20 protein-coding genes and 1 tRNA gene are annotated in these 21183 nt (G+C 72.1%); 12 read left to right on the top strand and 9 right to left on the bottom strand.

Annotated elements, in window-relative coordinates; translation table 11 throughout:
- Positions 1-79: 79 nt before the first annotated feature.
- From pstB to pstS, 4 genes are all read right to left on the bottom strand, one after another.
- Positions 80-859, bottom strand: a complete 780-nt coding sequence (gene pstB / locus AC3D3D_RS11465; RefSeq protein WP_463661855.1) for a phosphate ABC transporter ATP-binding protein PstB — start codon at positions 857-859, stop codon at positions 80-82.
- 63 nt (positions 860-922) lie between these two features.
- On the bottom strand, positions 923-2188 hold the full coding sequence (pstA, locus tag AC3D3D_RS11460; protein WP_463661856.1) for a phosphate ABC transporter permease PstA: 1266 nt from the start codon (positions 2186-2188) through the stop codon (positions 923-925).
- On the bottom strand, positions 2185-3306 hold the full coding sequence (locus AC3D3D_RS11455) for a PstC family ABC transporter permease (protein ID WP_463661857.1): 1122 nt from the start codon (positions 3304-3306) through the stop codon (positions 2185-2187). Before AC3D3D_RS11455 ends, pstA begins: the two co-directional genes overlap by 4 nt.
- A gap of 150 nt (positions 3307-3456) precedes the next feature.
- Positions 3457-4698 carry a phosphate ABC transporter substrate-binding protein PstS gene (gene pstS, locus AC3D3D_RS11450; RefSeq protein WP_463661858.1) on the bottom strand — a complete coding sequence of 414 codons (1242 nt, stop codon included), beginning with the start codon at positions 4696-4698 and terminating at the stop codon, positions 3457-3459.
- Between the two features lie 454 nt (positions 4699-5152).
- Between pstS and AC3D3D_RS11445 the strand changes: the two genes are divergently transcribed.
- A complete protein-coding gene (locus AC3D3D_RS11445) occupies positions 5153-6130 on the top strand; it encodes an IS481 family transposase (RefSeq protein WP_488512024.1) in 978 nt (325 codons plus the stop codon).
- Here AC3D3D_RS11445 and AC3D3D_RS11440 read toward each other — a convergent pair.
- From AC3D3D_RS11440 to AC3D3D_RS11425, 4 genes are read right to left on the bottom strand one after another with little or no spacing between them, the layout of a single operon-like run.
- The gene (locus tag AC3D3D_RS11440) at positions 6127-7107 is read right to left on the bottom strand and encodes an NUDIX hydrolase (RefSeq protein WP_463663113.1); all 981 of its coding nucleotides are present in this window, start codon (positions 7105-7107) and stop codon (positions 6127-6129) included. The genes AC3D3D_RS11445 and AC3D3D_RS11440 overlap by 4 nt on opposite strands.
- Positions 7104-9440, bottom strand: a complete 2337-nt coding sequence (locus AC3D3D_RS11435) for an RNA degradosome polyphosphate kinase (RefSeq protein WP_463663112.1) — start codon at positions 9438-9440, stop codon at positions 7104-7106. Before AC3D3D_RS11435 ends, AC3D3D_RS11440 begins: the two co-directional genes overlap by 4 nt.
- Positions 9441-9495: 55 nt before the next feature.
- On the bottom strand, positions 9496-10479 hold the full coding sequence (gene mshD, locus AC3D3D_RS11430) for a mycothiol synthase (protein ID WP_463663111.1): 984 nt from the start codon (positions 10477-10479) through the stop codon (positions 9496-9498).
- Positions 10479-11123, bottom strand: a complete 645-nt coding sequence (locus tag AC3D3D_RS11425) for a hypothetical protein (RefSeq protein WP_463663110.1) — start codon at positions 11121-11123, stop codon at positions 10479-10481. The genes mshD and AC3D3D_RS11425 overlap by 1 nt, the downstream gene beginning before the upstream one ends.
- 139 nt (positions 11124-11262) lie before the next feature.
- On the opposite strand from AC3D3D_RS11425, the gene AC3D3D_RS11420 reads away from it, so the two are divergent.
- From AC3D3D_RS11420 to AC3D3D_RS11410, 3 genes are all read left to right on the top strand, one after another.
- A complete protein-coding gene (locus tag AC3D3D_RS11420; RefSeq protein ID WP_463663109.1) occupies positions 11263-12084 on the top strand; it encodes a transglutaminase-like domain-containing protein in 822 nt (273 codons plus the stop codon).
- Positions 12085-12094: 10 nt separating this feature from the next.
- A complete protein-coding gene (locus tag AC3D3D_RS11415; protein ID WP_463663108.1) occupies positions 12095-12604 on the top strand; it encodes an NUDIX hydrolase in 510 nt (169 codons plus the stop codon).
- A gap of 30 nt (positions 12605-12634) precedes the next feature.
- Positions 12635-12706, top strand: a tRNA-Lys gene (locus tag AC3D3D_RS11410).
- A gap of 34 nt (positions 12707-12740) precedes the next feature.
- Here AC3D3D_RS11410 and AC3D3D_RS11405 read toward each other — a convergent pair.
- Positions 12741-13226, bottom strand: a complete 486-nt coding sequence (locus AC3D3D_RS11405; protein WP_463663107.1) for a nucleoside deaminase — start codon at positions 13224-13226, stop codon at positions 12741-12743.
- Positions 13227-13324: 98 nt separating this feature from the next.
- Between AC3D3D_RS11405 and AC3D3D_RS11400 the strand changes: the two genes are divergently transcribed.
- The 8 genes from AC3D3D_RS11400 (at position 13325) to AC3D3D_RS11365 (ending at position 21094) form a co-directional block, all read left to right on the top strand.
- On the top strand, positions 13325-15139 hold the full coding sequence (locus tag AC3D3D_RS11400) for a sugar phosphate isomerase/epimerase and 4-hydroxyphenylpyruvate domain-containing protein (RefSeq protein ID WP_463663106.1): 1815 nt from the start codon (positions 13325-13327) through the stop codon (positions 15137-15139).
- Complete coding sequence (gene aroQ / locus AC3D3D_RS11395) at positions 15136-15582, top strand: type II 3-dehydroquinate dehydratase (RefSeq protein WP_463663105.1); 447 nt, start codon at positions 15136-15138, stop codon at positions 15580-15582. The genes AC3D3D_RS11400 and aroQ overlap by 4 nt, the downstream gene beginning before the upstream one ends.
- 108 nt (positions 15583-15690) lie before the next feature.
- The gene (locus AC3D3D_RS11390; RefSeq protein ID WP_463663104.1) at positions 15691-16233 is read left to right on the top strand and encodes a TRAP transporter small permease; all 543 of its coding nucleotides are present in this window, start codon (positions 15691-15693) and stop codon (positions 16231-16233) included.
- Positions 16233-17504, top strand: a complete 1272-nt coding sequence (locus AC3D3D_RS11385) for a TRAP transporter large permease (protein WP_463663103.1) — start codon at positions 16233-16235, stop codon at positions 17502-17504. The genes AC3D3D_RS11390 and AC3D3D_RS11385 overlap by 1 nt, the downstream gene beginning before the upstream one ends.
- Entirely contained in the window at positions 17501-18433 is a 933-nt protein-coding gene (locus AC3D3D_RS11380) for a shikimate dehydrogenase (protein WP_463663102.1), read from the top strand. The genes AC3D3D_RS11385 and AC3D3D_RS11380 overlap by 4 nt, the downstream gene beginning before the upstream one ends.
- Positions 18433-19452: a DctP family TRAP transporter solute-binding subunit gene (locus tag AC3D3D_RS11375; RefSeq protein ID WP_463663101.1), complete on the top strand. Its 1020-nt coding sequence runs from the start codon at positions 18433-18435 to the stop codon at positions 19450-19452. The genes AC3D3D_RS11380 and AC3D3D_RS11375 overlap by 1 nt, the downstream gene beginning before the upstream one ends.
- A complete protein-coding gene (locus AC3D3D_RS11370) occupies positions 19449-20453 on the top strand; it encodes a phosphotriesterase family protein (protein WP_463663100.1) in 1005 nt (334 codons plus the stop codon). Before AC3D3D_RS11375 ends, AC3D3D_RS11370 begins: the two co-directional genes overlap by 4 nt.
- Complete coding sequence (locus AC3D3D_RS11365) at positions 20450-21094, top strand: TetR/AcrR family transcriptional regulator (protein WP_463663099.1); 645 nt, start codon at positions 20450-20452, stop codon at positions 21092-21094. Before AC3D3D_RS11370 ends, AC3D3D_RS11365 begins: the two co-directional genes overlap by 4 nt.
- The last annotated feature ends 89 nt before the right edge of the window (positions 21095-21183 follow it).

The raw sequence follows: 21183 nt of genomic DNA, 5'->3' as shown, positions 1-21183 counted from the left end.
CCCCGGTCCGGGCACGACGACGGCGCCGCACCTCGCGGGGTGCGGCGCCGTCATCGTCGGTACGAGCAGGGGGACCGGATCAGCCGAAGCGGCCCGAGACGTAGTCCGAGGTCTGCTGGTTGGCCGGGTTCTGGAAGATCGTCTCGGTCTCGTCGAACTCGATGAGCTTGCCGGGCTTGCCGGTGCCCTGGATGTTGAAGAAGCCCGTCTTGTCCGACACGCGCGCCGCCTGCTGCATGTTGTGCGTGACGATGACGATCGTGTAGTTCTCCTTGAGCTCGGCGATGAGGTCCTCGATCGCGAGCGTGGAGATCGGGTCGAGCGCGGAGCACGGCTCGTCCATGAGGAGCACCTGCGGCTTGACCGCGATGGCGCGGGCGATGCACAGGCGCTGCTGCTGGCCGCCCGACAGCGAGGAGCCGGGCCGGTCGAGCCGGTCCTTGACCTCGTTCCACAGGTTCGCACCGCGCAGCGAGCGCTCGACGAGGGCCTCGGCGTCGGAGCGGGAGATGCGGCGGTTGTTGAGCTTGACGCCCGCGAGCACGTTGTCCGCGATGGACATCGTGGGGAACGGGTTGGGCCGCTGGAAGACCATGCCGACCATGCCGCGCACGTCCACCGGGTCGACGCTGGGACCGTAGAGGTTCTGGCCGTCGATGGTCACCTCGCCGTCGACGTAGGCGCCGGGGATGACCTCGTGCATGCGGTTGAGCGTGCGCAGGAACGTCGACTTGCCGCAGCCCGAGGGGCCGATGAGGGCGGTGACGGAGCGGGCCTCGATCGTCACGTTGACGTCCTCGACCGCCTTGAAGGAGCCGTAGTAGATGTTGAGGTCCTTGACCTCGATGCGCTTGGACACGCGATCAGATCCTTCCGTCGGGGACCGGGCGGCAGGCGCTCCGGGTGGTGCGGGCGGGGGCGGTCACTTCTCGCCCTTCGGTGCGAACTTCGCGGCCACGAACCGGGCCACGAGGTTGAAGAGCAGAACGATGACGATGAGGACGAACGCGCCGCCCCAGGACGCCTCGTACTCGCCCATCCGGAACGTGTTGTAGACGTACACCGGCAGGGTCATCATGTAGCCGGAGAACGGGTTGAGGTTGTAGACGTCCGTGGACATCGCGGTGATCATCAGCGGCGCGGACTCACCGATGACGCGGGCCGTGGCGATGACGACGCCGGAGATGATGCCGGCGACCGAGGTGCGCAGCACGACCTTGACGATCGTCAGCCACTTCGGCACGCCGAGGGCGTAGGAGGCCTCGCGCAGCTCGTTCGGGACGAGCCGGAGCATCTCCTCGGTGTTGCGCACGACGATCGGGGTCATGAGCACGACGAGCGCGACCGCACCCATCGCGCCGGAGCGGTAGCCCGCGGCGCCGTCGATGCCGAGCTGGCCCATGACCATCGTCAGCATCGCCACCGCGAACAGGCCGGCGACGATGGAGGGGATGCCCGTCATGATGTCGACGAGGAACGTGACGATCCGGGCGAAGGGCCCCTTGCCGTACTCGACGAGGTAGATCGCCGTGAACACGCCCAGCGGCACCGCGATGAGGCCGGTGATGAGGGTGACGAACAGGGTGCCGATGATCGCGTGCCCGAGACCGGTCTGGGAGTCCTCGGCCGAGGCGCCCTGGTGGTTCTCGGTGAGGAACGTCCACGAGATCTGGTCGATGCCGTTGGAGGCCGCCGTCCACAGCAGGGACAGGAGCGGGAGGACCGCGACGACGAACGCGCCGGTGACGATGGTCGTGGCGACCCGGTCGCCGCCGTAGCGCCGGCCCTCGTACAGGTAGGCCACGAGGGTCATGACGACCATGTAGGTGACCACCGAGTACAGGCCGACGGTGAGGATCGCCGTCATGACGAGCCGGTTCGCGCTCTCCTGCATCGACTCGAGCTGCGCAGGATCGGTGATGTCCTCGAGGGAGCGCACGGTCTCGACGGCCTGCTCGAAGGTCTCGGTGCGCGACGCGAAGAACAGGCCGACGGCGACCGCGAAGGCGAGGATCGCCCACGGCGCCCACCTCGGCAGGCGGCGGCCGTGGCTGACGATCGCGGACTCGCGGGAGGACCGCGTGGGCGGGGTGTCGAGCGCCGTCCCGCCGCGGCCCGAGGACCCGGAGGTCGTACCGGGCGCGCGGTCGTCGTCGGGGGTGGGGCCGGTGCTGTCGGTCGTGCTCATGCGTTGGCTCCGGAGAACTCGGCGTAGCGCGCCACGATGGCCCGCGAGATGTAGTTCACGACGAACGTGAGGACGAAGAGCATGAGGCCGATCGCCACGAGGACGTCCTGGCCGGCCACGCTCATGCCGGCGGCCGGGGTGGCGTGCGCCTCGGGGAAGCTCGACGCGATCTGCGAGGCGATCGTCGTGTGCTGCCCCGGGGACATGAGCCAGAAGTTCACGGCGAGGCCCGGCGAGAGGACCATGAGCACCGCCATCGTCTCGCCGAGCGCCCGTCCGAGTCCCAGCATCGAGGCCGAGACCATGCCGGAGCGGCCGAACGGCAGGACGGTCTGCTTGATCATCTCCCAGCGGGTGGCGCCCAGCGCGAGCGAGGCCTCCTCCTGCAGGCGCGGGGTCTGCAGGAAGACCTCACGGCACAGCGACGTGATGATCGGCAGGATCATGATCGACAGGATGAGGCCGGCCATGAGGATGTTGCGGGCGGGCGGCGTGAAGTCGAACAGGTTGTGCGTCAGCGGCCACCAGGAGACGTTCTCGGCCATCCAGCTGAAGCCGGGCAGGCCGCCGTACCACACGTCGGGGTTCTCCCCCTCGTTCGCGACGCCGGGGCGCCCGGTGAAGAAGTGGACGATCGGGCTCAGCGTCTCCGAGACCCACACGAACGCCGGCCGCAGGAGGGGCTCGAGCACGAGCATGCCCCACAGCCCGTAGACCACCGAGGGGATCGCGGCGAGCAGGTCGACCACGTAGCCGAGCGCCGAGGCGATGCGACGCGGCGCGTAGTGCGAGATGAACAGCGAGATCCCGATCGCGAACGGCACGGCGATCGCCAGCGCGATGATCGAGGCGAGGATCGTGCCGAAGATCGTGATGCCGGCGTACGCCCAGAACCCGTGGCCGTCGGTGAACGGCGCCGCGCTGGCGACGTCCTCGCCCGAGGACGTGAGCGCCGGCAGGGACTGCGCGAGGAGGAAGAGGGCGACGAGCCCCAGGATGGTGAGGATGATCGCGCCGGCACCGAAGGAGATGCCGGAGAAGATGCGGTCACCGGGCCGAGAGGTCGCCCTGGGCGGACGCTTGCGGGGCGGCGCCTCGGTGGTGGGGGTTGCTGACACGGCTGGCTCCAGTCGCCTCGACGGGGGTGTGCGCGGCCCGCGGGCCGGACGCGCCTGACGGTCCGCGCCCGATGGTACGAGCCCGGCCCCGGCGCGTCGACGGTCCGGCCCCGCTGGGAGGCCGGACCGTCGACGTGGTCACAGGTTCGGTCAGGAGGCCGAGATCTGCTCGATGACCGAGTTCACGGTGCCACGGAGCTCGTCCGAGATCGGCGCGACACCGAAGCTCTCGGCGGCCGACTGGCCCTCCTCGGAGGCGATGTAGGCGAGGAAGCCCTGCACGTTGGCGGCCTCCGCCTCGTCCTCGTAGACCATGCAGGCCACGGAGTAGGAGACGAGGACGATCGGGTAGGCATCCTCGATCGAGCCGTCACGGGTGAGCTCGATGGTGAGCTGGGTGTCCGTGGAGGTCTCGGCGGCGGGCGAGCCGTCGACGATCGCGGCGGCGGCGTCGGCCGAGTACTCGACGAACTCGCCGTCGGAGAGGCCGATGGCCGCGGTGCCGAGGTCACCGATCTGCGACGCGTCGGCGTAGGTGATCGCACCCTCGGTGCTCTCGGTCAGCTGGACGACGCCGGAGGTGCCGTCGCCGGACTGCGTGCCGCTGACCGGCCACACGTCGCTGGGCTCGTGCTCCCAGCCCGAGCCGGACTCGGCGAGCCACTGCTGGAAGTTCTCCGTCGTGCCGGAGTCGTCCGAGCGGTTGACCGGGATGATCGTCGTCGGCGGGAGGGTCTCGTCCGGGTTGTCCGCGGCGATCTCGTCGGCGTCCCAGGTGGTGATGTCGCCGTTGAAGATGCCGGCGACGGTCTCCGGGGAGAGGTTGAGGGAGTCGATGCCCGGGAGGTTGAACGCCACGGCGATCGGGGAGATGTACAGCGGCAGCTCCGCGATGTCGCCGTTGGAGCAGCGCTCCTCGGCGGCGGCGAGCTCGTCGCCCTCGAAGGCGGAGTCGGTGCCGATGAAGGAGACCTGACCGCCGACGAACTGCTCGCGGCCCGTGCCCGAACCCGTCGAGGTGTAGTTGACGGTGACGTCGGAGAGCTCGGCGAACGAGTCACGCCAGGCCTGCATGGCGGCCTGCTGCGACGAGGCGCCGGAGCCGTTGAGCGTGCCGGACAGGGCGGCATAGTCGATGTCGAGGGTCGAGCCGCCGCCGGCGGAGGCGTCGTCCGAACCGGACTCGGAGGGGGACTCCTCGGACTCGGACTCGTCCGACCCGGTCTCGTCGGACTCCGTCTCGGTGTCCTCCTCCTCGGAGGTCTCCTCCTCGGAGGTCTCCTCCTCGGGGGTCTCCTCGGCGTCGCCGCCACAGGCGGCAAGGGTCATCGCGACAGCGCCGACGGCGGCCAGGCCGGCCAGGCGGCGGGAACCAGCAAGCTTCACGGTCATTCCATCCTCTGCAAGTGGAGAGCGGCTCGGGGGAAGCCCGACCACGTGGGGACGTTAGGCACCGCGGGTGTACGGACATCACGCCGGAGGTGAACACTCGGTGAACTCGGCCAGTCACGTCAGTCACAATGCCAACACGGGCCAACACTTTGCGCGATGGATTCGGACGCTTGAAGGTTCCCTCTCACTGTCATGCTTCACGCCCCCGCCGGGTCCTGGACCTGGTCCGACGCCGGTGGTCCGCGGCCGTCCGGACGCATCGGGCGGCGCTGCTCACGGGTCCGTCCGACCCCGGCGGGCCGACCGGGGGCGTCCTGCGCCACGTCGAGGTGCGTCGGGGCTAGGTGTTCTGTCCACGGACGTTAGGTACGGCGTGGCTGCTAGACGATGACGAAGACCTCCGGGTGAGGTGTGAAGCGACCAAGCATTCGCATCTCACAAACCGGAGGCCTTCGTGTCCCACGCTAACGCTCGATTAACCCCTGCTGGTCGGTTGCGACTGGCCCAGCTCGTCGTTGACAAGGGATGGACGCTGGCCCGTGCTGCCGAGCGGTGGAACTGCTCGGTGACCACGGCCAGGAGGTGGGCCGATCGGTACCTGGCCGAGGGCCGCGCCGGCTTGGTAGATCGATCCTCCCGGCCGGCTCTCTCGCCCCATCGGACCGCGACCCGTGTCGAGCGGCGCGTGATCGGGCTGCGGGTCTCGCGGCGCTGGGGGCCGGCTCGGATCGCCTACCGATTGCGGATGGCGGTTTCCACGGTGCACAAGATCCTGCGCCGCTACGCCTGCCCGCCGCTGGCCTGGACCGACCCGGCCACCGGGGTCCGGATCAAGTGGTCCCGGCGCAAGGTCAACAGCTATGTCCACGACGCGCCCGGCGACCTGGTCCATGTCGACATCAAGAAGCTCGGCAAGATCCCCGACGGCGGCGGCCACAGGGTGCTGGGCAGGGCAGTCGGACGGAAGAACACCAAGCGCGGCAAGATCGGCTACTGGTACATCCACAACGCCGTCGACGACCACAGCCGGCTCGGCTACAGCGAGCTGCTCACCGACGAACGCAAGGAGACCGCCGCCGCATTCTGGCAGCGTGCCAACGCCTACTTCGCCTCGGTCGGGGTCACCGTCCAGCGGGTACTGACCGACAACGGCGCCTGCTACCGCTCCCGGACCTTCGCCAACGCCCTCGGCGAGACCATCGCGCACAAACGAACCCGGCCCTACCGCCCCCAGACCAACGGGAAGGTGGAGAGGTTCAACCGCACCCTCCTCGAGGAATGGGCCTACGTCAGGCCCTACTCCTCCGAGTCAGACCGTGCTGGAAGCTTCACCGACTGGCTCCACACCTACAATCACCACCGCGGTCACACCGCACTCGGCGGCAGATCACCAGCCGACCTCGTACCCAACCTGCGTGGACACAACAGCTAGTCGTCCTCGACGGCCCGGACGCGCTCGACCGCGACGACGACGGGGCCGTGCTTGGGCCGAGGGGCGCAGTGCACCACGAGCATCTCGCCGGTGCGCAGGAAGGGGTCCTTCGTGGGCACCGTGCGGCGCAGCCGGTGCGGCGCGCGCTCGAGGAGGGTCTCGACGACGGTGGGCAGGACGGGGCGGTGCGTGCAGATCGCCGTCGGCAGGTCGGGGCGCAGGATGGCGGTGTCGACGATCCGGCGCACCGGTCGCGGCCGCTTCTCGTGGGCGGTCTCGGTGAGCTCGTCGCGCAGCTCGACCTCGAGGTCGCCGACCTGCGCGTAGGGCCGCACGGTGGCCGCGCAGCGCTCCCACGGCGAGCTGACCAGGTGCTCGACCCCGTAGGCGGAGAAGAGCGAGCCCATGCCCACCGCCTGGACGGCCCCGCCGGCGGTCAGCGGGCGGGTCTCCTCCCCGCCCCGCCACGACTTCCGTGACTTCGCGCGGGCGTGCCGGACGAGCAGCACGGTCCAGGTGTCCAGCCGCGAGTCCTTCCACTGGTCGACGAGCTGGCCGAGGATCTCGCGGTCCCGGTCGTGGGCGAGCGCGTCGGCCGCCTCGCGCACGTCCAGCCACGCGGTGCGGTCGATCTCCGAGGCGTGCGCGGCGGGCGGGACGCGCCGCACGCGACGCCAGGCGCCGTCGGGGGTGCCCACCCGGCCCGCCCAGTAGGCCACGTGCTTGCGGCGCCCGCCCGGGAGCCGGTAGCGGACCGTGCCCAGGGGCTGGCCGACGACCGCGATCTCCCCGGTCTCCTCGGCCACCTCGCGCACGGCGCACTCCTGGAGCGTCTCGTGCGGGTCGAGGTGCCCCTTGGGGAAGCCCCACTCGTCGTAGCGCGGCGAGTGCACGAGCAGCACCTGCAGCCGGCGGCCCTCCTGCCGCCAGACGACGAGCCCGGCCGCACGGACCACCGCGGGGCCGGCGGCGCTCATCGCGACCCGGCGACCCGACGTCGGGCCTGGCGCATGTGGTGCTGCTGGACGTCGCGCAGGCGGTTGCCGTCGGCGTCGTGACTGACCTTGGTCCAGCCGTCCGGGCCGAGGCGCCACGAGGCGGTGTCGTCGGAGGCCGCCAGGTCGACGATCTCGATGAGCCGGTCGCGCAGCGAGGGCTCGACGATGCGGATGAGCGCCTCGACCCGGCGGTCGAGGTTGCGGTGCATGAGGTCGGCCGAACCGATCCACACCTGCGGGTCACCGCCGTTGGCGAAGGCGAAGATCCGCGAGTGCTCGAGGAAGCGCCCGAGGATCGAGCGCACCCGCAGCGAGGAGCCGGTGCCCGGCAGGCCGACCTTGATCGCGCAGATGCCGCGCACGACGACGTCGACCGGCACGCCGGCCCGGCTGGCCCGGTACAGGCCGTCGATGAGCCGCTCGTCGACGATGGAGTTGACCTTGATCTTGATCCACGCCGGCCGGCCGGCCTCGTGGTTGGCGATCTCGCCCTCGATGCCCTCGAGCAGACCGGGGCGGATGTCGCGCGGGGCCACGAGGAGGCGGTGGTAGCTCGTGCTCGGCGCGTAACCGGAGAGCTGGTTGAACAGCCGGGTGAGGTCCTGGCCGACATCGCGGTGGCAGGTGAACAGGCCGAGGTCCTCGTAGCCACGGGCCGTCTTGGGGTGGTAGTTGCCGGTGCCGACGTGGCAGTAGCGCCGCAGGCCGTCGCTCTCCTGGCGCACGACCATCGAGAGCTTGCAGTGCGTCTTGAGGCCGACGATCCCGTAGACCACGTGGACGCCCGACTCCTCGAGCTTGCGGGCCCACTCGATGTTGGCCTGCTCGTCGAACCGGGCCTTGATCTCCACGATCGCCAGCACCTGCTTGCCCGCCTCCGCGGCGGCGATGAGCGCGTCCACGATCGGGGAGTCGCCCGAGGTGCGGTACAGCGTCTGCTTGATGGCCAGCACCTTGGGGTCGGCGGCGGCCTGCTGGAGGAACTGCTGCACCGAGGTGGAGAAGGAGTCGTACGGGTGATGCAGCAGGACGTCGCGCTCACGGATGGCGGCGAAGATGTCGGTGGGGTTGGCCGACTCGACCTTCGCCAGCCCGGCGGCCGTGACCGGGACGTACTTCTTGTACTTCAGGTGCGGCCGGTCCAGGTCGTGGATGACGTTGAGACCGGTGAGGTCCAGCGGGGCCGGCAGCCGGTAGATCTCGTGGCGGTTGACCCCGAGCTCGCGGGCGAGCAGGTCGAGGACGCGCTCGGAGATGTGCTCCTCGACCTCCAGGCGCACCGCGGGGCCGAAGCGTCGCCGTGAGAGCTCCTTCTCCAGGGCCTGGAGGAGGTTCTCGGCGTCGTCCTCCTCGACCTCGAGATCCTCGTTGCGGGTGACCCGGAAGGTGTGGTGCTCGACGATCTCCATCCCGGGGAACAGGGCGTCGAGGTGCTGGGCGATGATCTCCTCGAGCGGCACGTAGGAGGTGCGCCCGCCGGCGTCCTCCGGGACGTCCTCGGGCCGGTAGGGCCGCCCCTCGGCGTCGACGGCGATGAACCGCGGCAGCAGCTGGGGCACCTTGACCCGCGCGAAGTGCTCGGTGCCGGTCTCGGGGTTGCGCACGAGCACCGCGAGGTTGAGGGACAGCCCGGAGATGTAGGGGAACGGGTGCGCCGGGTCGACCGCCAGCGGGGTGAGCACCGGGAAGATCTGCTTGCGGAAGAACTTGTGCAGCCGCTCCTTCTCGCTGTCGGCGAGGTCGGGCCAGTGGAGGATGTCGATGCCCTCCTCGGCCAGCTTGGGCTGGACGTCGTCGAGGAACACCTTGGCGTGGCGGGCCATGAGCTCCTGGGCGATTGAGCTGATGCGCTCGAGCACCTGGCGCGGGCTCAGGCCCGAGGCGCCGGGCACGGCCAGGCCGGTGCTCAGCCGGCGCTTGATGCCGGCGACGCGGACCATGAAGTACTCGTCGAGGTTGGACGCGAAGATCCCCAGGAACCAGGCGCGCTCGAGGATCGGCAGCGAGGTGTCCTCGGCCTGCTCCAGGACGCGCTGGTTGAAGGCCAACCAGCTGATCTCCCGGTCGGCGAAGCGGTCCTCGGGCAGGTCGGTCTGCTCCTCCTCCGGGTCCCCGGCCTGGTCAGCGCCCTGGATGAGGTAGGTCGGCGGGCCCGCTGGGGTCGCAGCGTCCTGGCCGGCCGGCGCCGCCGTACCGGGCTCGGTGCTGGCGGGCGCGAGGGCGCGGGCGGCGCGCGCGTCGGCGTCCTCGGGGTCCTCGTGCAGGTCGGACGCGTGCTCGTCGGCGCCGGCGGACATGGAGGAGGTGCTCATGGAGCCATCCAACCACCTGCGGCGGGTGTGCCGGCGGCGTGGTCGGACGGGGAGGTCAGCGGTACTGGCTGTGCCGCTCGACGACGTCGAAGCCGTGCCGGACGTAGGTCGCCACCGCGGGTGCGTTGTCACCCTCGACGTAGAGGTCGACCGCGGTGCGGCCCCGCGCGGCGACCTCGGCGAGCCCTCGGCTGGTGAGCGCGCGGCCGAGCCCGCGGCCCTGGGCGGCGGGGTCGACGCCGAGGACGTAGAGCTCGGCCTCGCCGTCGCCCCCGGGCTTCATCCAGATGAAGCCGACGGGGTCGGCGTCCTCGGCCGCGTCGGCGTCGCGCGCGAGCAGGAGGAGCTCGGGGTCGAACCAGGGCTGGGCGATGCGCTCGTCGAGATCGGCGCGCGTCATCGAACCCTGCTCGGGGTGGGTGGCGAAGGCGCGGGCGTTGACCCGCAGCCAGGCCTGCGCGTCCCGCCCGACGTCGAAGGTCGCCACCCGCACGCCCGGCGGGTCGGCGGGGATGTCGCCGGGCTCGACGCGGGCGCCCATGCGCAGCAGCTCGCGCACCCGGGTCAGTGACTCGGCGGCGGCCAGCGCGCGGGCCGGCGCGAGGTCGCCGTGCGCCCACACGGCGGGCGGCGAGGTTGCGTCGGTGCCGACGTCATCGGCGTCGGCGTCGGCCGGGCCTGCGTCCGCGGTGCCGGCGTCGGCCCGGCCTCCGTCGGTGGTGCCGGCGTCGTCGGTGCCGGCCGCGCTCGCGGTGGCGCGCACCGCACGCAGCAGGGCGCGCCCGAGCCCGCGCCGCCTCGCCCCGGGGTGCACCACGAGCTCCGCAGAACCGTCCGCGACCTGGGCGTACGCGAGCAGGCGGTCCTCGTCGTCGGGGACGAGCAGGTGGGTGGCGGCGCGGGCGGAGTCGGGGTCCAGGCGCAGCAGGGTCTGCTCGTCGAGCGGCGCGACGCCGTCGGACTCCTGCGCCGCGGCGGCGAGGGCACGGACGGTCGCGGCCGTCCCGGCGTCGAGGCGGGCGAGGGTGCGGATGTCCATCAGTCGAGCTGCCCGCTGCCGTGGAGGGTGGCGGCGGCCTCGAGGTCCTCCGCGGTGGTCAGCAGCCCGCCGGCCCGCCGGGTGATCTCGAAGGCGAGGTCGGTGCCGTCGCCGTCGGAGTCCTCGAAGTCCGCGTGCATGGCCGAGCCGGTGGCGAGCACGCGGAGGAAGGCGGCGGCACGGTCGAGGGCGACGGCGAGGTCGCCGACGTACACCCCGGACAGGACCTGGTCGACGACGCCGACCACCTCCTGGGGGCCGTTGGGTGCCGCGACACCCGCGACGGCGCCGGCGACCTCCGCGCGGGTCAGCCCCTCCCGGTAGCGGGCCGAGACGGTGGCGGGGTCGCGGCGGACCCACTCGCGCAGCAGGTACAGGCGCCACAGGGCGCCCGGCAGGGTGCCGGCGGGGCTGCGCGACCACAGCTCGGCGATCGCGTCGAGCCCCTGGGAGTCCACGAGCGTGATGAGGCGGTCGAGCAGGTCGGGGTCCGTGCCGGACTCGCGGCGGCCGCCGTCGACGATGAGCCGCGCGGTGGTGTGCGCCAGCTCGGAGCGGGTGGCCGGGTCCTCGTCGCCCACGATCTCCTCGGCCACGGCGGGGTCGAGCATCGCGGGCCGACGCGGCTGTCGTGCGCCGTTCATGTCGACCTCCTTCCCGGCCCGGCAGGCGCCGGGCGGCGGTCGGGCCATTCTCGCGTACCTGCCCCGCGGACGCACACCCCCTGGCGGGCGCGGGGACCTCGTCACGTACGGCGTCGCCGTTCCACCTACGCTGGCCCGCGTGCAGCGCACCGTATCGGCCCAGCTCCAGATGACCACCCGACGAGGCGCCTCCCGCCTGGCCTTCCTCGTCTCGACCGCACGCCAGCCCGGCCTCGAGATCGAGGAGACCCTCACCTGCCGGCTCGGCGAGGAGGAGATCGACCTCATCGAGTTCGTCGGGCGCCACGGGACCGTCACCCACATCGCCGACCTGGACGAGGACACTCCTCTGGGCACCCCGCTCTCGCTGGACTACCGGGCGCGGGTCACCGGCTCCGGGGACCTCGGCGTGGAGGACGAGCCGGCCGAGCTGCTGGCCTTCCTGCGGCCCTCGCGGTACGCCGAGTCCGACCGGCTCTTCCGGTTCGCCCACTCCCAGTTCGGTGGGCTGACGGGCCTGGACCTCATCGTCGCCGTCGAGCGCTGGGTGCACGAGTCGCTGGCCTACGTGCGGGACTCCTCGCGCCCGACCGACGGCGCCGTCGAGACCATGCTCGCCCGGCAGGGCGTGTGCCGGGACTACGCCCACCTGGTGGTGGCGCTGCTGCGCGCCATGGACGTGCCCGCCCGCGTGACCTCGGTGTACGCGCCGGGCCTGTCCCCGATGGACTTCCACGCCGTGGCCGAGGCCTGGCACGAGGGGCGGTGGCACGCCGTCGACGCCACCCGGCTCGCGCCGCGCGCCACCCTGCTGCGGATCTCGACCGGCCGCGACGCCGCCGACAACGCCTTCCTCACCTCGCACGGGGCCGGGATCCGGTTCCAGACGCTGCAGGTCAGCGCCACGGTCGACGGCGATCTGCCCGCCGACGACCACGCCCACCTCGTCCAGATCGCCTGAGGGAGGGACCATGGGGACGCCGGACTTCATCGTCGAGCTCCGCCGCCACGTCGGGCACGCGCCGCTCTGGCTGATCGGAACGACCGCGGTGGTCGTCCGCGAGAGCTCGGGCGACGGCGCGGGCCTCGAGGTGCTGCTCGTGCGCCGCGCCGACAACGGTCGCTGGACACCGGTGACCGGGATCGTCGACCCCGGCGAGGAGGTGGCCGACACCGCGGTGCGCGAGGTCCTCGAGGAGACGGGCGTGCGGGCCCGGGCCAGACGGCTCGTCCGGGTGTCGACCTCCCGCCCGATCACCTACCCCAACGGCGACCAGGCCCAGTACGTCGACCTGGTCTTCCGCTGCGCCTGGGTCTCCGGCGAGCCGTACCCCGCCGACGACGAGAACACCGACGCGCGCTGGTGCCGGCTGGACGACCTGCCGGAGATGACGCCCGAGATGCTCGAACGGCTCGACGCCGCGCTGGACCTGACGGGTCCGGCCAGGTTCACGGGCGGAGCCGTGCCCGACGTACCCTGACGCCTCGCGGGTGCCCGTCCGGGCGCCGGCGGGCCTCTAGCTCAACGGTAGAGCTCCGGACTTTTAATCCGCTGGTTGTGGGTTCGAATCCCACGGGGCCCACCCATGTCACGCCTGGTCACAGGCTCGGTTGAGCTCAACTCCGACCGGCGTCGGGGCGGGCGGCGTGCAGCTCGCGCACCCGCGCGGACAGCACCTCGTCGGGGCCGTCGACCACGGCCCCGGGCACGACCTCGCCGATGGCCAGCGCCGCGACCGGCCCCGACGGCAGGCCGAGCTCGGCCGACCAGCGCACGAGCTGCGCCGTCGAGGACGCGTAGACGATCCGCCCCAGCCCCGCCCAGCCGTGCGCGGCCGCGCACATCACGCAGTGCTCGCCGGAGGTGTAGACGACGCACCCGGCGCGGACCTCCGGGGCGAGGTTCGCCGCCGCCCACCGGGCGATCGCCAGCTCGGGGTGCTGCGTGCCGTCCCCGCCGGAGACGTGGTTGTGGTCCTCGAGCAGGACCTCGCCCTCCGGGGAGACGAGCACGGACCCGAAGGGCTCGTCTCCGGCCTCGAGCGCGGCGGCGGCCAGCTCGACGGCGCGCTCGAGGTGGCGGCGGTCGACGTCGGAGATCATGACCCCATCCTGCCCGAGCGCCCGCGGGTCTCGAACCCCGCGGACCTCGGTCCCGCACCTCCTTCCGCGGCTAATGAACTATCTGGTACGTTCGATGAATGAGGACGTCAGTGGCGACGGTCTGCCTCTCCGGGGGCCTGACGGAGAAGATCCGCGCGTGCGCGGCGGCCGGGTTCGACGGGGTCGAGATCATGGACGCCGATCTCGTCACCGCCTACGAGTCCCCCGAGGAGATCCGCGCACTGTGCGACCGGCTCGGGATCCGGATCGACATGTTCCAGCCGTTCCGCAACGCCGAGGGCGTCGACGAGCCCACCTTCGCGGACAACCTGCGCCGGCTCGAGGCCAAGTTCGACGACATGGAGCGTCTCGGCACGGACCTCGTGCTGCTGTGCAGCAACGTCGACACCGCCACGATCGACGACGACGACCTCGCTGCCGACCAGCTCGGCCGCCTCGCCGACGCGGCCGCCGCCCGCGGCATGCGCATCGCCTACGAGGCGCTCGCCTGGGGCCGGTACGTCGACGACTACCGCCGTGCGTGGCGCATCGTCGAGCAGGCGGACCGCCCCAACCTCGGCGTGTGCCTCGACAGCTTCCACATCCTCAGCCGGGGCCACGACCCCGCCGCCATCGAGACGATCCCGGGCGAGAAGATCTTCTTCCTCCAGCTCGCCGACGCCCCCGCGCTCGACATGGACGTCCTCCAGTGGAGCCGCCACCACCGCCTCTTCCCCGGCGAGGGGGACTTCGACCTCACCACCTTCCTCGGCCACGTGCTGCGCGCCGGCTACTCCGGCCCCCTGTCCCTCGAGGTCTTCAACGACACCTTCCGCCAGACCGACGTCGTGCGGACCGCCGCCCACGCGCGCCGCTCCCTCACCTGGCTCCTCGACCGCACCGCGGACGAGATCGGACTCGACGACGGGCGGCTCGCCGAGGCCCAGCAGGCCCACGGCGTCGACTTCGTGGAGATCTCCGGCGAGCACCTCGACGAGCTCGACCAGATGCTCGACCAGCTGGGGTTCACCTTCCGCGGGCGGCACCGCACGAAACCGGTGCGCCTGTGGACGGCCGGCGAGGCCCGCCTCGTGCTCAACGAGCAGCTCCGGCTCGAGGCGCCCCGGCTCACCGGTCTCGGACTGACCGTGGACGACGCCCGGGCCGCCTCCGCGCGTGCCGCCGACCTCGGCGCCGAGCCGATGTACCGGCGCACCTACCGCGGCGAGATCGAGCTCCGCGCCGTCGCGGCACCGGACGGCACCGGCGTGTACTGGAACGACGTCGACCCCGCGGCCGGCTGGATCCGCGAGTTCGAGGGCGGCTCCGTCCCCGACGCCTCCCCCGCCGCCCTCGCCGGCGAGGTCGACCACGTCAACCTCGGCTACACGTGGCGGGACTTCGACGAGGCGGTGCTGTTCATGCGCAGCGTCGTCGCGCTCGACGCCGAGCCGGTCGCCGAGGTGCCGGGACCGCGCGGGCTGGTACGCAGCCAGGTCATGCGCTCCCAGGACCGGGTGGTGCGGCTGCCGATGAACCTCGCCCCGCCGACCGCCCCGGTGCCCCACCGGCACGTCGCCGTCCGGGTCGACGACGCCGTCGCGGTCGCGGAGGCCGCCCGCGGCCGCGGGCTGCGCTTCCTCCCGGTCCCGCGCAACTACTACGACGACCTGCAGGCACGCTGGGACCTCGACCCCGCCCTGCTCGACACCCTGCGTCGCCTCGACCTGCTCTACGACCGCGTCGGCCAGGGCGAGTTCATCCACTTCTACACCCCCACCGTGGGCGGGGTGTTCCTCGAGATCGTCGAGCGACGGGCCGGCTACGACGGGTACGGCGCCGGCAACGCCCCCGTCCGGCTCTCGGCCCAGCGCGCAGCGACCGGTGACGCCCCCGCGCGGGGAACCGCATGAGCCCTGCGCGCACCCGGCGGGTCCTGCTGCTCAACGGCCCCAACCTCGCCCTCCTCGGCACGCGGGAGCCCCACCTCTACGGCCGGGCCACCCTCGCCGAGATCGAGGCCGCCTGCGCCGCGACCGGCGCGGAGCTCGGCCTCGAGGTCCGCGCGGTCAGCTCCAACCACGAGGGCGAGCTGCTCGACGCCGTGCACGCGGCCCGCGAGGACTGCGTCGCGGCGGTCGTCAACGCCGGCGCCCTGACGCACACGTCGATCGCCCTGCGCGACGCGCTCGTCGGCGTCGGGCTCCCCTTCGCCGAGGTCCACCTGACCAACGTGCACGCACGCGAGCCGTTCCGGCACCACTCGTACCTGTCCGACGTCGCCGACTGCGTGATCGTGGGAGCCGGCGCGCTGGGCTACGAGCTCGCGCTGCGACGCCTGGCCACCATCGTCTGACGCCCGCCCGGAACGGCCGGCCGCCCCGACGGCGGGCCACCTTGACCACCTAATGTACTACCCGGTACGTTCATACCCACCTTCCGCATGGACAGACAAGGACGTCCCATGGCAGACCCCTCTCCGCCCGCCCCACGGGGCCCGTGGCACCGTCTCGTGCGGGTGCTCACCGCGATCGAGCTCGCCGTCGGCGTCGCCTGCATGGTGGCCATCCTCGTGCTCGTCTTCCTCCAGGCCGTCCAGCGCCACCTCCCGGTCGACCAGGTCGCCTGGACCGGCGAGATCTCCCGGTTCGCCCTCGTCTGGCTGACGTTCGCCACCGCCGGCGTGCTCGTCACCAACCGTGGCCACATCGCCCTGGAGATCGTCGACGCCGCCCCGCACCCGATGGTCGTGCGCGTCGTCCAGACCTTCGCGATGCTGGTCGTGGCCGCGGTCGCGACCATGCTCGTCGTCGAGGCCGTCGAGCTCATGGACTCGCAGGGGATCATCCGGTCCGCGGTGCTGCGCATCCCCATGTCCTGGGTGTACGTGCCGGTGCTCGTCGGCGTCGTCTCCACCGCGGTCCGCTCGCTCGTCCAGGCCGGCCAGATCGCGATCACCGGACCGATCTACGCCGACGTCGACGACGACGCGGAGGTGGTCGCCTGATGCTCGCCCTGCTCGGACTCGCCATCGCCGCGCTCCTCGTCCTGCGCGTACCGGTGGCCTTCGCGTTCCTCGGTCCCGCGATCGTCTACATGTGGCTCAACGGGTACTCCACCGGCAACGCCCTGCGCGAGGTCTTCAACGCGGCCGACAGCTTCCCGCTGCTCGCCGTGCCGCTGTTCGTCCTGCTCGGCTCCCTCGCCAACCACGCCGGCATCGCCGACTCCCTGTTCCGGTTCGCGCTCGCGATCCTCGCGCGGGTGCGGGGCTCGCTCGGATACGTCTCGATCGGCACGAGCGTCGGGTTCAGCTGGATGAGCGGCTCCGCCGTCGCCGACGCCGCCGCGCTCGGCAAGGTCCAGATCCCCGCGATGATCCGCGAGGGCTACGGCCGACGCTTCGCCACGGGCGTCTCGGCGGCCTCCTCGCTCATCTCCCCGGTCATGCCGCCGTCCATCCCGGCCGTCATCTACTCGGGCCTGGCCGCCGTCTCCACCGGCGCCCTGTTCGCGGCGTCCGTCGTCCCGGCCGTCGCCATGGCGCTCGGGCTGTGCGTCGTCGTGGCGATCCTCGTCCGCCGCAACCCGAGGATCCAGCGCGGCGAGCTTGACCGGGCCGAGGTGCTCGCCTCCCTCAAGGGCGTCATCCTGCCGCTGCTGACCCCCGTCATCATCCTCGGCGGCATCCTCGGCGGGTTCTTCACGCCCACCGAGGCCGCCGCCGTCGCGGTGGTGTTCATCCTGCTCATCAGCGTGCTGCGCCGATCCCTGAGCTGGCGCGGGCTGCTCGACGCGCTCAAGGAGTCCGTCGCGACGACCGCGGCGATCATGCTCATCGTCGCCTCGGCCTCCGTGCTCGGCTACATCCTGGCCCGCGAGCGCCTGCCGCAGCTGATGACGGAGGCGATGTTCTCGATCAGCGAGAGCCCGACGGTGTTCCTCGTGCTCGTCGTCCTCCTGTGCCTCGTCCTGGGCACGGTCATCGACGCCACGGCGATCCTCGTCCTCGTGGTGCCGATCCTCGTGCCCATCGCGAGCTCCTACGGCGTCGACCCGATCACGCTCGGCGTCGTCACGATCATCTCGCTGATGATCGGCCTGCTCACCCCGCCCGTCGGCACCGTGCTGTTCGTGACGGCCTCGGTCTCGCGCTCCCGCATCGGCGTCGTCTTCGGGGGCACGCTGCCGTTCATCGTCCCGTACCTCGTCGTCATCGCCCTCATCATCGCCTTCCCGGGCCTGATCACGTGGGTGCCGGGGGTGCTCGGGCTGTGACCGCGACGAACGCCCGGACCGGGCTGCGCCGCGCGGTCCTCGTGGGCCTGGTCGGCCAGGGCGTCTCCCGCTCGCTCTCCCCGGCGATGCACGAGCTCGAGGGGGCGCGGCACGGGACGAGCTACGTCTATCGCACGATCGACATCGACCGACAGCAGGCGACGCCGGCGGGGCTCGCCGAGCTCCTGCGCGCCGCCCGCATGCTCGGCTTCGACGGGCTCAACCTCACCCACCCCGTCAAGCAGGTCGTCCTGCCGATGCTCGACTCGCTCGCACCGAGCGCGCAGCGCGTGGGCGCCTGCAACACCGTCGTCCTCGCCGAGGACGGCATGGTCGGCCACAACACGGACGTCACCGGTTTCGGCTCGGCGTTCGACGAGTCCTTCGGGACGGCCGACGGCGCACGGTTCGTCCTCGTCGGCGCGGGCGGCGCGGGGGCGGCGGTCGCCACCGCGCTCGCGGAACGCCCGATCGGCGAGCTCGTCGTCGTCGACGTCGACGCGCGGCGGGCGCGGGCCCTCGCGGAGCAGGTGGCCTCCACGGCCGACGGTGCAGCCGTGCGGGGCGCGGGTCCCGACGCCCTGCCGGGCGCCCTGGCGGTGGCCGACGGCGCCGTCAACGCCACGCCGCTGGGCATGGCCGCGCACCCCGGGACGGCGTTCGACCCGGCGTTGCTGCCCGACCACGCGTGGGTGGGCGACATCGTCTACCGGCCCACCGAGACGGCGCTGCTCGGCGCGGCCCGCGCGCGCGGCCTGCGCACGATGTCCGGCCTCGGCATGGCGATGGGTCAGGCCGCGGACGCCTTCGAGATCTTCACGGGCGAGCCCGCCGACCGGGCCGCCATGTCGCACGACCTCATGGAGCTGGTCGCCGCCGAGGCGGCCGCCCACCCCGCCCGCACGGGCACCCAAGGAGAGGAACACTGATGTACCCACGAACCAAGCGAGCAACGCTGGTCGCTCTGGTCGCGGCACCCACGCTGGCGCTGGCGGGCTGTGGCGACTCGTCGGACGGCGGCGACGAGGGCGCGGGCGGCGAGATCGAGCTGACCTTCGCCACCAGCTACAACGAGGACCAGCCGCAGCACGAGTGCGGCGCCGCGGTCATCGAGGAGGAGGTCGAGGGCGCCGACGTCGGGCTCCAGGTCGAGATCTTCCCCTCCAGCCAGCTCGGCGGGGACGCCGACCGGATCTCCGCCGTCGCCTCCGGGGACATCGACATGGACATCCAGGGCGCCTCGGCGCTCGGTGCCGTCCACGAGCCCATCGCCGTGCTCGACGCGGCCTACGCGTTCGACGGGGCCGAGCACCTCGCCGCGTTCGCCGCCAGCGACGAGGGCCAGGAGGTCTTCGACGCCTTCGCGGAGGAGTCGGGGGTGACGGCCCTGGGCGTGTGGTCGGCCGGCGCCCGCCACTTCACCGCCAACTCCCCGGTCCTCTCCCCCGACGACCTGTCGGGGATGCGCGTCCGGTTCCCGGGCTCGCCGCAGTTCCTCCTCAACGCGCAGGCGCTCGGCGCCAGTGCCACGGAGGTCGCCTACGAAGAGCTCTACCTCGCGCTGCAGCAGGGCACCGTGGACGGCCAGGAGAACCCGATCACCAACATCGCCTCGCTCAACCTCCAGGAGGTCCAGAGCGACATCAGCCTGACCGAGCACCAGCTCAACACCAACCTCGTGCTCGTCGGCGGGGTGTGGGAGGAGCTCGACGCCGACCAGCAGCAGGTGATCTCCGACGCCGTCGCGACCGCCGTCGAGGAGGTCACCGCCTGCGTGGCCGAGGAGGAGCAGGCCACGATCGACGAGTGGGACGCCGGGGAGGACTGGACGGTGCACCGCGACGTCGACGTCGACGCCTTCCGGTCCCAGGCGGTCGCCTGGTTCGAGGAGAACCTCGAGGGGGACTCCCTCGCGGTGTTCGAGGCGATCCGCGCCACGGCCGAGTGACCACGGCCGTGGCGGCCGCCACCGTGGCCACCTACACGGGCGCGGTGGCGGCGGACGACCTCGGTCAGACGCTGCTGCACGAGCACCTGTTCGTGCGGCAGCCCGAGGTCGACCGCGCCCTGCCCGACCACGAGTGGGACGAGGGACGCGCGGTCGACGAGGCCGTCCGGCTCCTGGACTCCCTGCACGAGAGGGGCGTGCGCACGGTGGTCGACCTGACGGTGCCCGGGCTCGGTCGCGACGCCCGGCTCGTCGCTCAGGTCGCGGCGGCCACGCGCGTGCGGCTCGTCGCCGCCACCGGCTGGTACACCCACGACTCGCTCCCGACCTTCTTCCGGCTCAACGGGCCGGGCCGGCTCGTCGACGGGCCGGACGCGCTGGTCGAGCTGTTCGTCGGCGACCTCACGCGAGGCATCGCGGGCACGGCCGTGCGCGCGGGTGCCGTCAAGGTGGTCTCCGACGTCGAGGGGATGACCGCGGACGTCGCCCGTGTGTTCGCCGCGGCGGCCGTGGCCCACGCACACACCGGCGCACCGGTGTTCACGCACTCGCACTCACCCTCGCGCGGCGGGCTCGAGCAGCAGCGGGTGCTCGAGCGGGCGGGCGTACCGCTCGAGCGGGTGGTCATCGGTCACGCGGGCGACTCCGACGACCTGGACTACCTCCTCGAGCTCGCCGCGGGCGGGTCCTACCTCGGGTTCGACCGGTTCGGGATGGAGCACGTCGCCCCCGACGACCGCCGGGTCGAGATGCTCCTCGCGCTCCTCGGGCGCGGGCTCGCCGGGCAGGTGGTCCTCTCCCACGACGCCGCCGTCCACAGCCGGATGACCCCGCCGTCGTGGCGGCGCACGCACACCCCGACCTGGACCATGCGCCACCTGCACGACCGGGTGCTGCCCCGGCTGCGACGCGCCGGGGTCGCGGAGGAGGAGATCCGTACGATGATGGTGGACAATCCGCGCCACGTGCTGGCCGGACCCGAACCCGAAGGCTCTCGATGACGATCCCACCCACCGGCGACCCGGTCCGGCACCGCGACGCCGAACGCACCAAGCGCGAGCTGCTCGAGGAGGCGACCGCCGTGTTCGCCTCCGACGGGTTCTCCGGCGCCCGGGTCGACGAGATCGCGGCCCGCACGCGCACCACGAAGCGGATGATCTACTACCACTTCGGCAGCAAGGAGGAGCTGTACATCGCGGTGCTCGAGCAGGCCTACCGCGGCATCCGGGACGCCGAGCGCGAGATCGTGGTGACGGAGCTCGACCCCGCGGGCGCGCTGCGGGCGATCGCCGAGGCCACCTACGACCACCACGTGGCGCACAGCGACTTCATCCGCCTCGTGATGATCGAGAACATCCACCGCGCCGAGTTCCTCAAACGGATCGACAGCCTGCGCGAGCTCGGGCAGCCGGCCGTCGACGTGCTGGAGGAGATCCTGGCGCGCGGCCGCCTGGAGGGCGTGTTCCGCGAGGACATCGACGCCTTCGACCTGCACATGCTCATCAGCGCGTACTGCGTGTTCCAGGTGGCGAACCAGCACACCTTCGGCCATCTGTTCGATCGTCAGCTGCTCGAGGAGCCGATGGCGAGCCGCGCCCGAGCGATGCTCGGCGACGTCGTGGTGCGCTGGGCGGCGGCCTGACCGGTCCGGCCCGGTGCGGCGACGGCGTCGGGGGCCGGGTCGTCGTCGGGGGCGGGCTCGTGGTCGGGGGCGGGCTCGTGGTCGGGGCC

The sequence above is a fragment of the Georgenia sp. X1117 genome (assembly GCF_057784635.1).
The sequence above is the reverse complement of the archived record's forward strand: the minus strand, read 5'-3'. Positions and strand labels throughout refer to the sequence as shown.

What these genes read in the sequence shown, in the direction of transcription:
- pstA (WP_463661856.1), bottom strand. Translation starts at nt 2,188, where the DNA reads ATGAGCACGACCGACAGCACCGGCCCCACCCCCGACGACGACCGCGCG.
- pstS (WP_463661858.1), bottom strand. Translation starts at nt 4,698, where the DNA reads ATGACCGTGAAGCTTGCTGGTTCCCGCCGCCTGGCCGGCCTGGCCGCC.
- AC3D3D_RS11440 (WP_463663113.1), bottom strand. Translation starts at nt 7,107, where the DNA reads ATGAGCGCCGCCGGCCCCGCGGTGGTCCGTGCGGCCGGGCTCGTCGTC.
- AC3D3D_RS11435 (WP_463663112.1), bottom strand. Translation starts at nt 9,440, where the DNA reads ATGAGCACCTCCTCCATGTCCGCCGGCGCCGACGAGCACGCGTCCGAC.
- mshD (WP_463663111.1), bottom strand. Translation starts at nt 10,479, where the DNA reads ATGGACATCCGCACCCTCGCCCGCCTCGACGCCGGGACGGCCGCGACC.
- AC3D3D_RS11425 (WP_463663110.1), bottom strand. Translation starts at nt 11,123, where the DNA reads ATGAACGGCGCACGACAGCCGCGTCGGCCCGCGATGCTCGACCCCGCC.
- AC3D3D_RS11415 (WP_463663108.1), top strand. Translation starts at nt 12,095, where the DNA reads ATGGGGACGCCGGACTTCATCGTCGAGCTCCGCCGCCACGTCGGGCAC.
- AC3D3D_RS11405 (WP_463663107.1), bottom strand. Translation starts at nt 13,226, where the DNA reads ATGATCTCCGACGTCGACCGCCGCCACCTCGAGCGCGCCGTCGAGCTG.
- AC3D3D_RS11400 (WP_463663106.1), top strand. Translation starts at nt 13,325, where the DNA reads ATGAGGACGTCAGTGGCGACGGTCTGCCTCTCCGGGGGCCTGACGGAG.
- aroQ (WP_463663105.1), top strand. Translation starts at nt 15,136, where the DNA reads ATGAGCCCTGCGCGCACCCGGCGGGTCCTGCTGCTCAACGGCCCCAAC.
- AC3D3D_RS11390 (WP_463663104.1), top strand. Translation starts at nt 15,691, where the DNA reads ATGGCAGACCCCTCTCCGCCCGCCCCACGGGGCCCGTGGCACCGTCTC.
- AC3D3D_RS11385 (WP_463663103.1), top strand. Translation starts at nt 16,233, where the DNA reads ATGCTCGCCCTGCTCGGACTCGCCATCGCCGCGCTCCTCGTCCTGCGC.
- AC3D3D_RS11375 (WP_463663101.1), top strand. Translation starts at nt 18,433, where the DNA reads ATGTACCCACGAACCAAGCGAGCAACGCTGGTCGCTCTGGTCGCGGCA.
- AC3D3D_RS11365 (WP_463663099.1), top strand. Translation starts at nt 20,450, where the DNA reads ATGACGATCCCACCCACCGGCGACCCGGTCCGGCACCGCGACGCCGAA.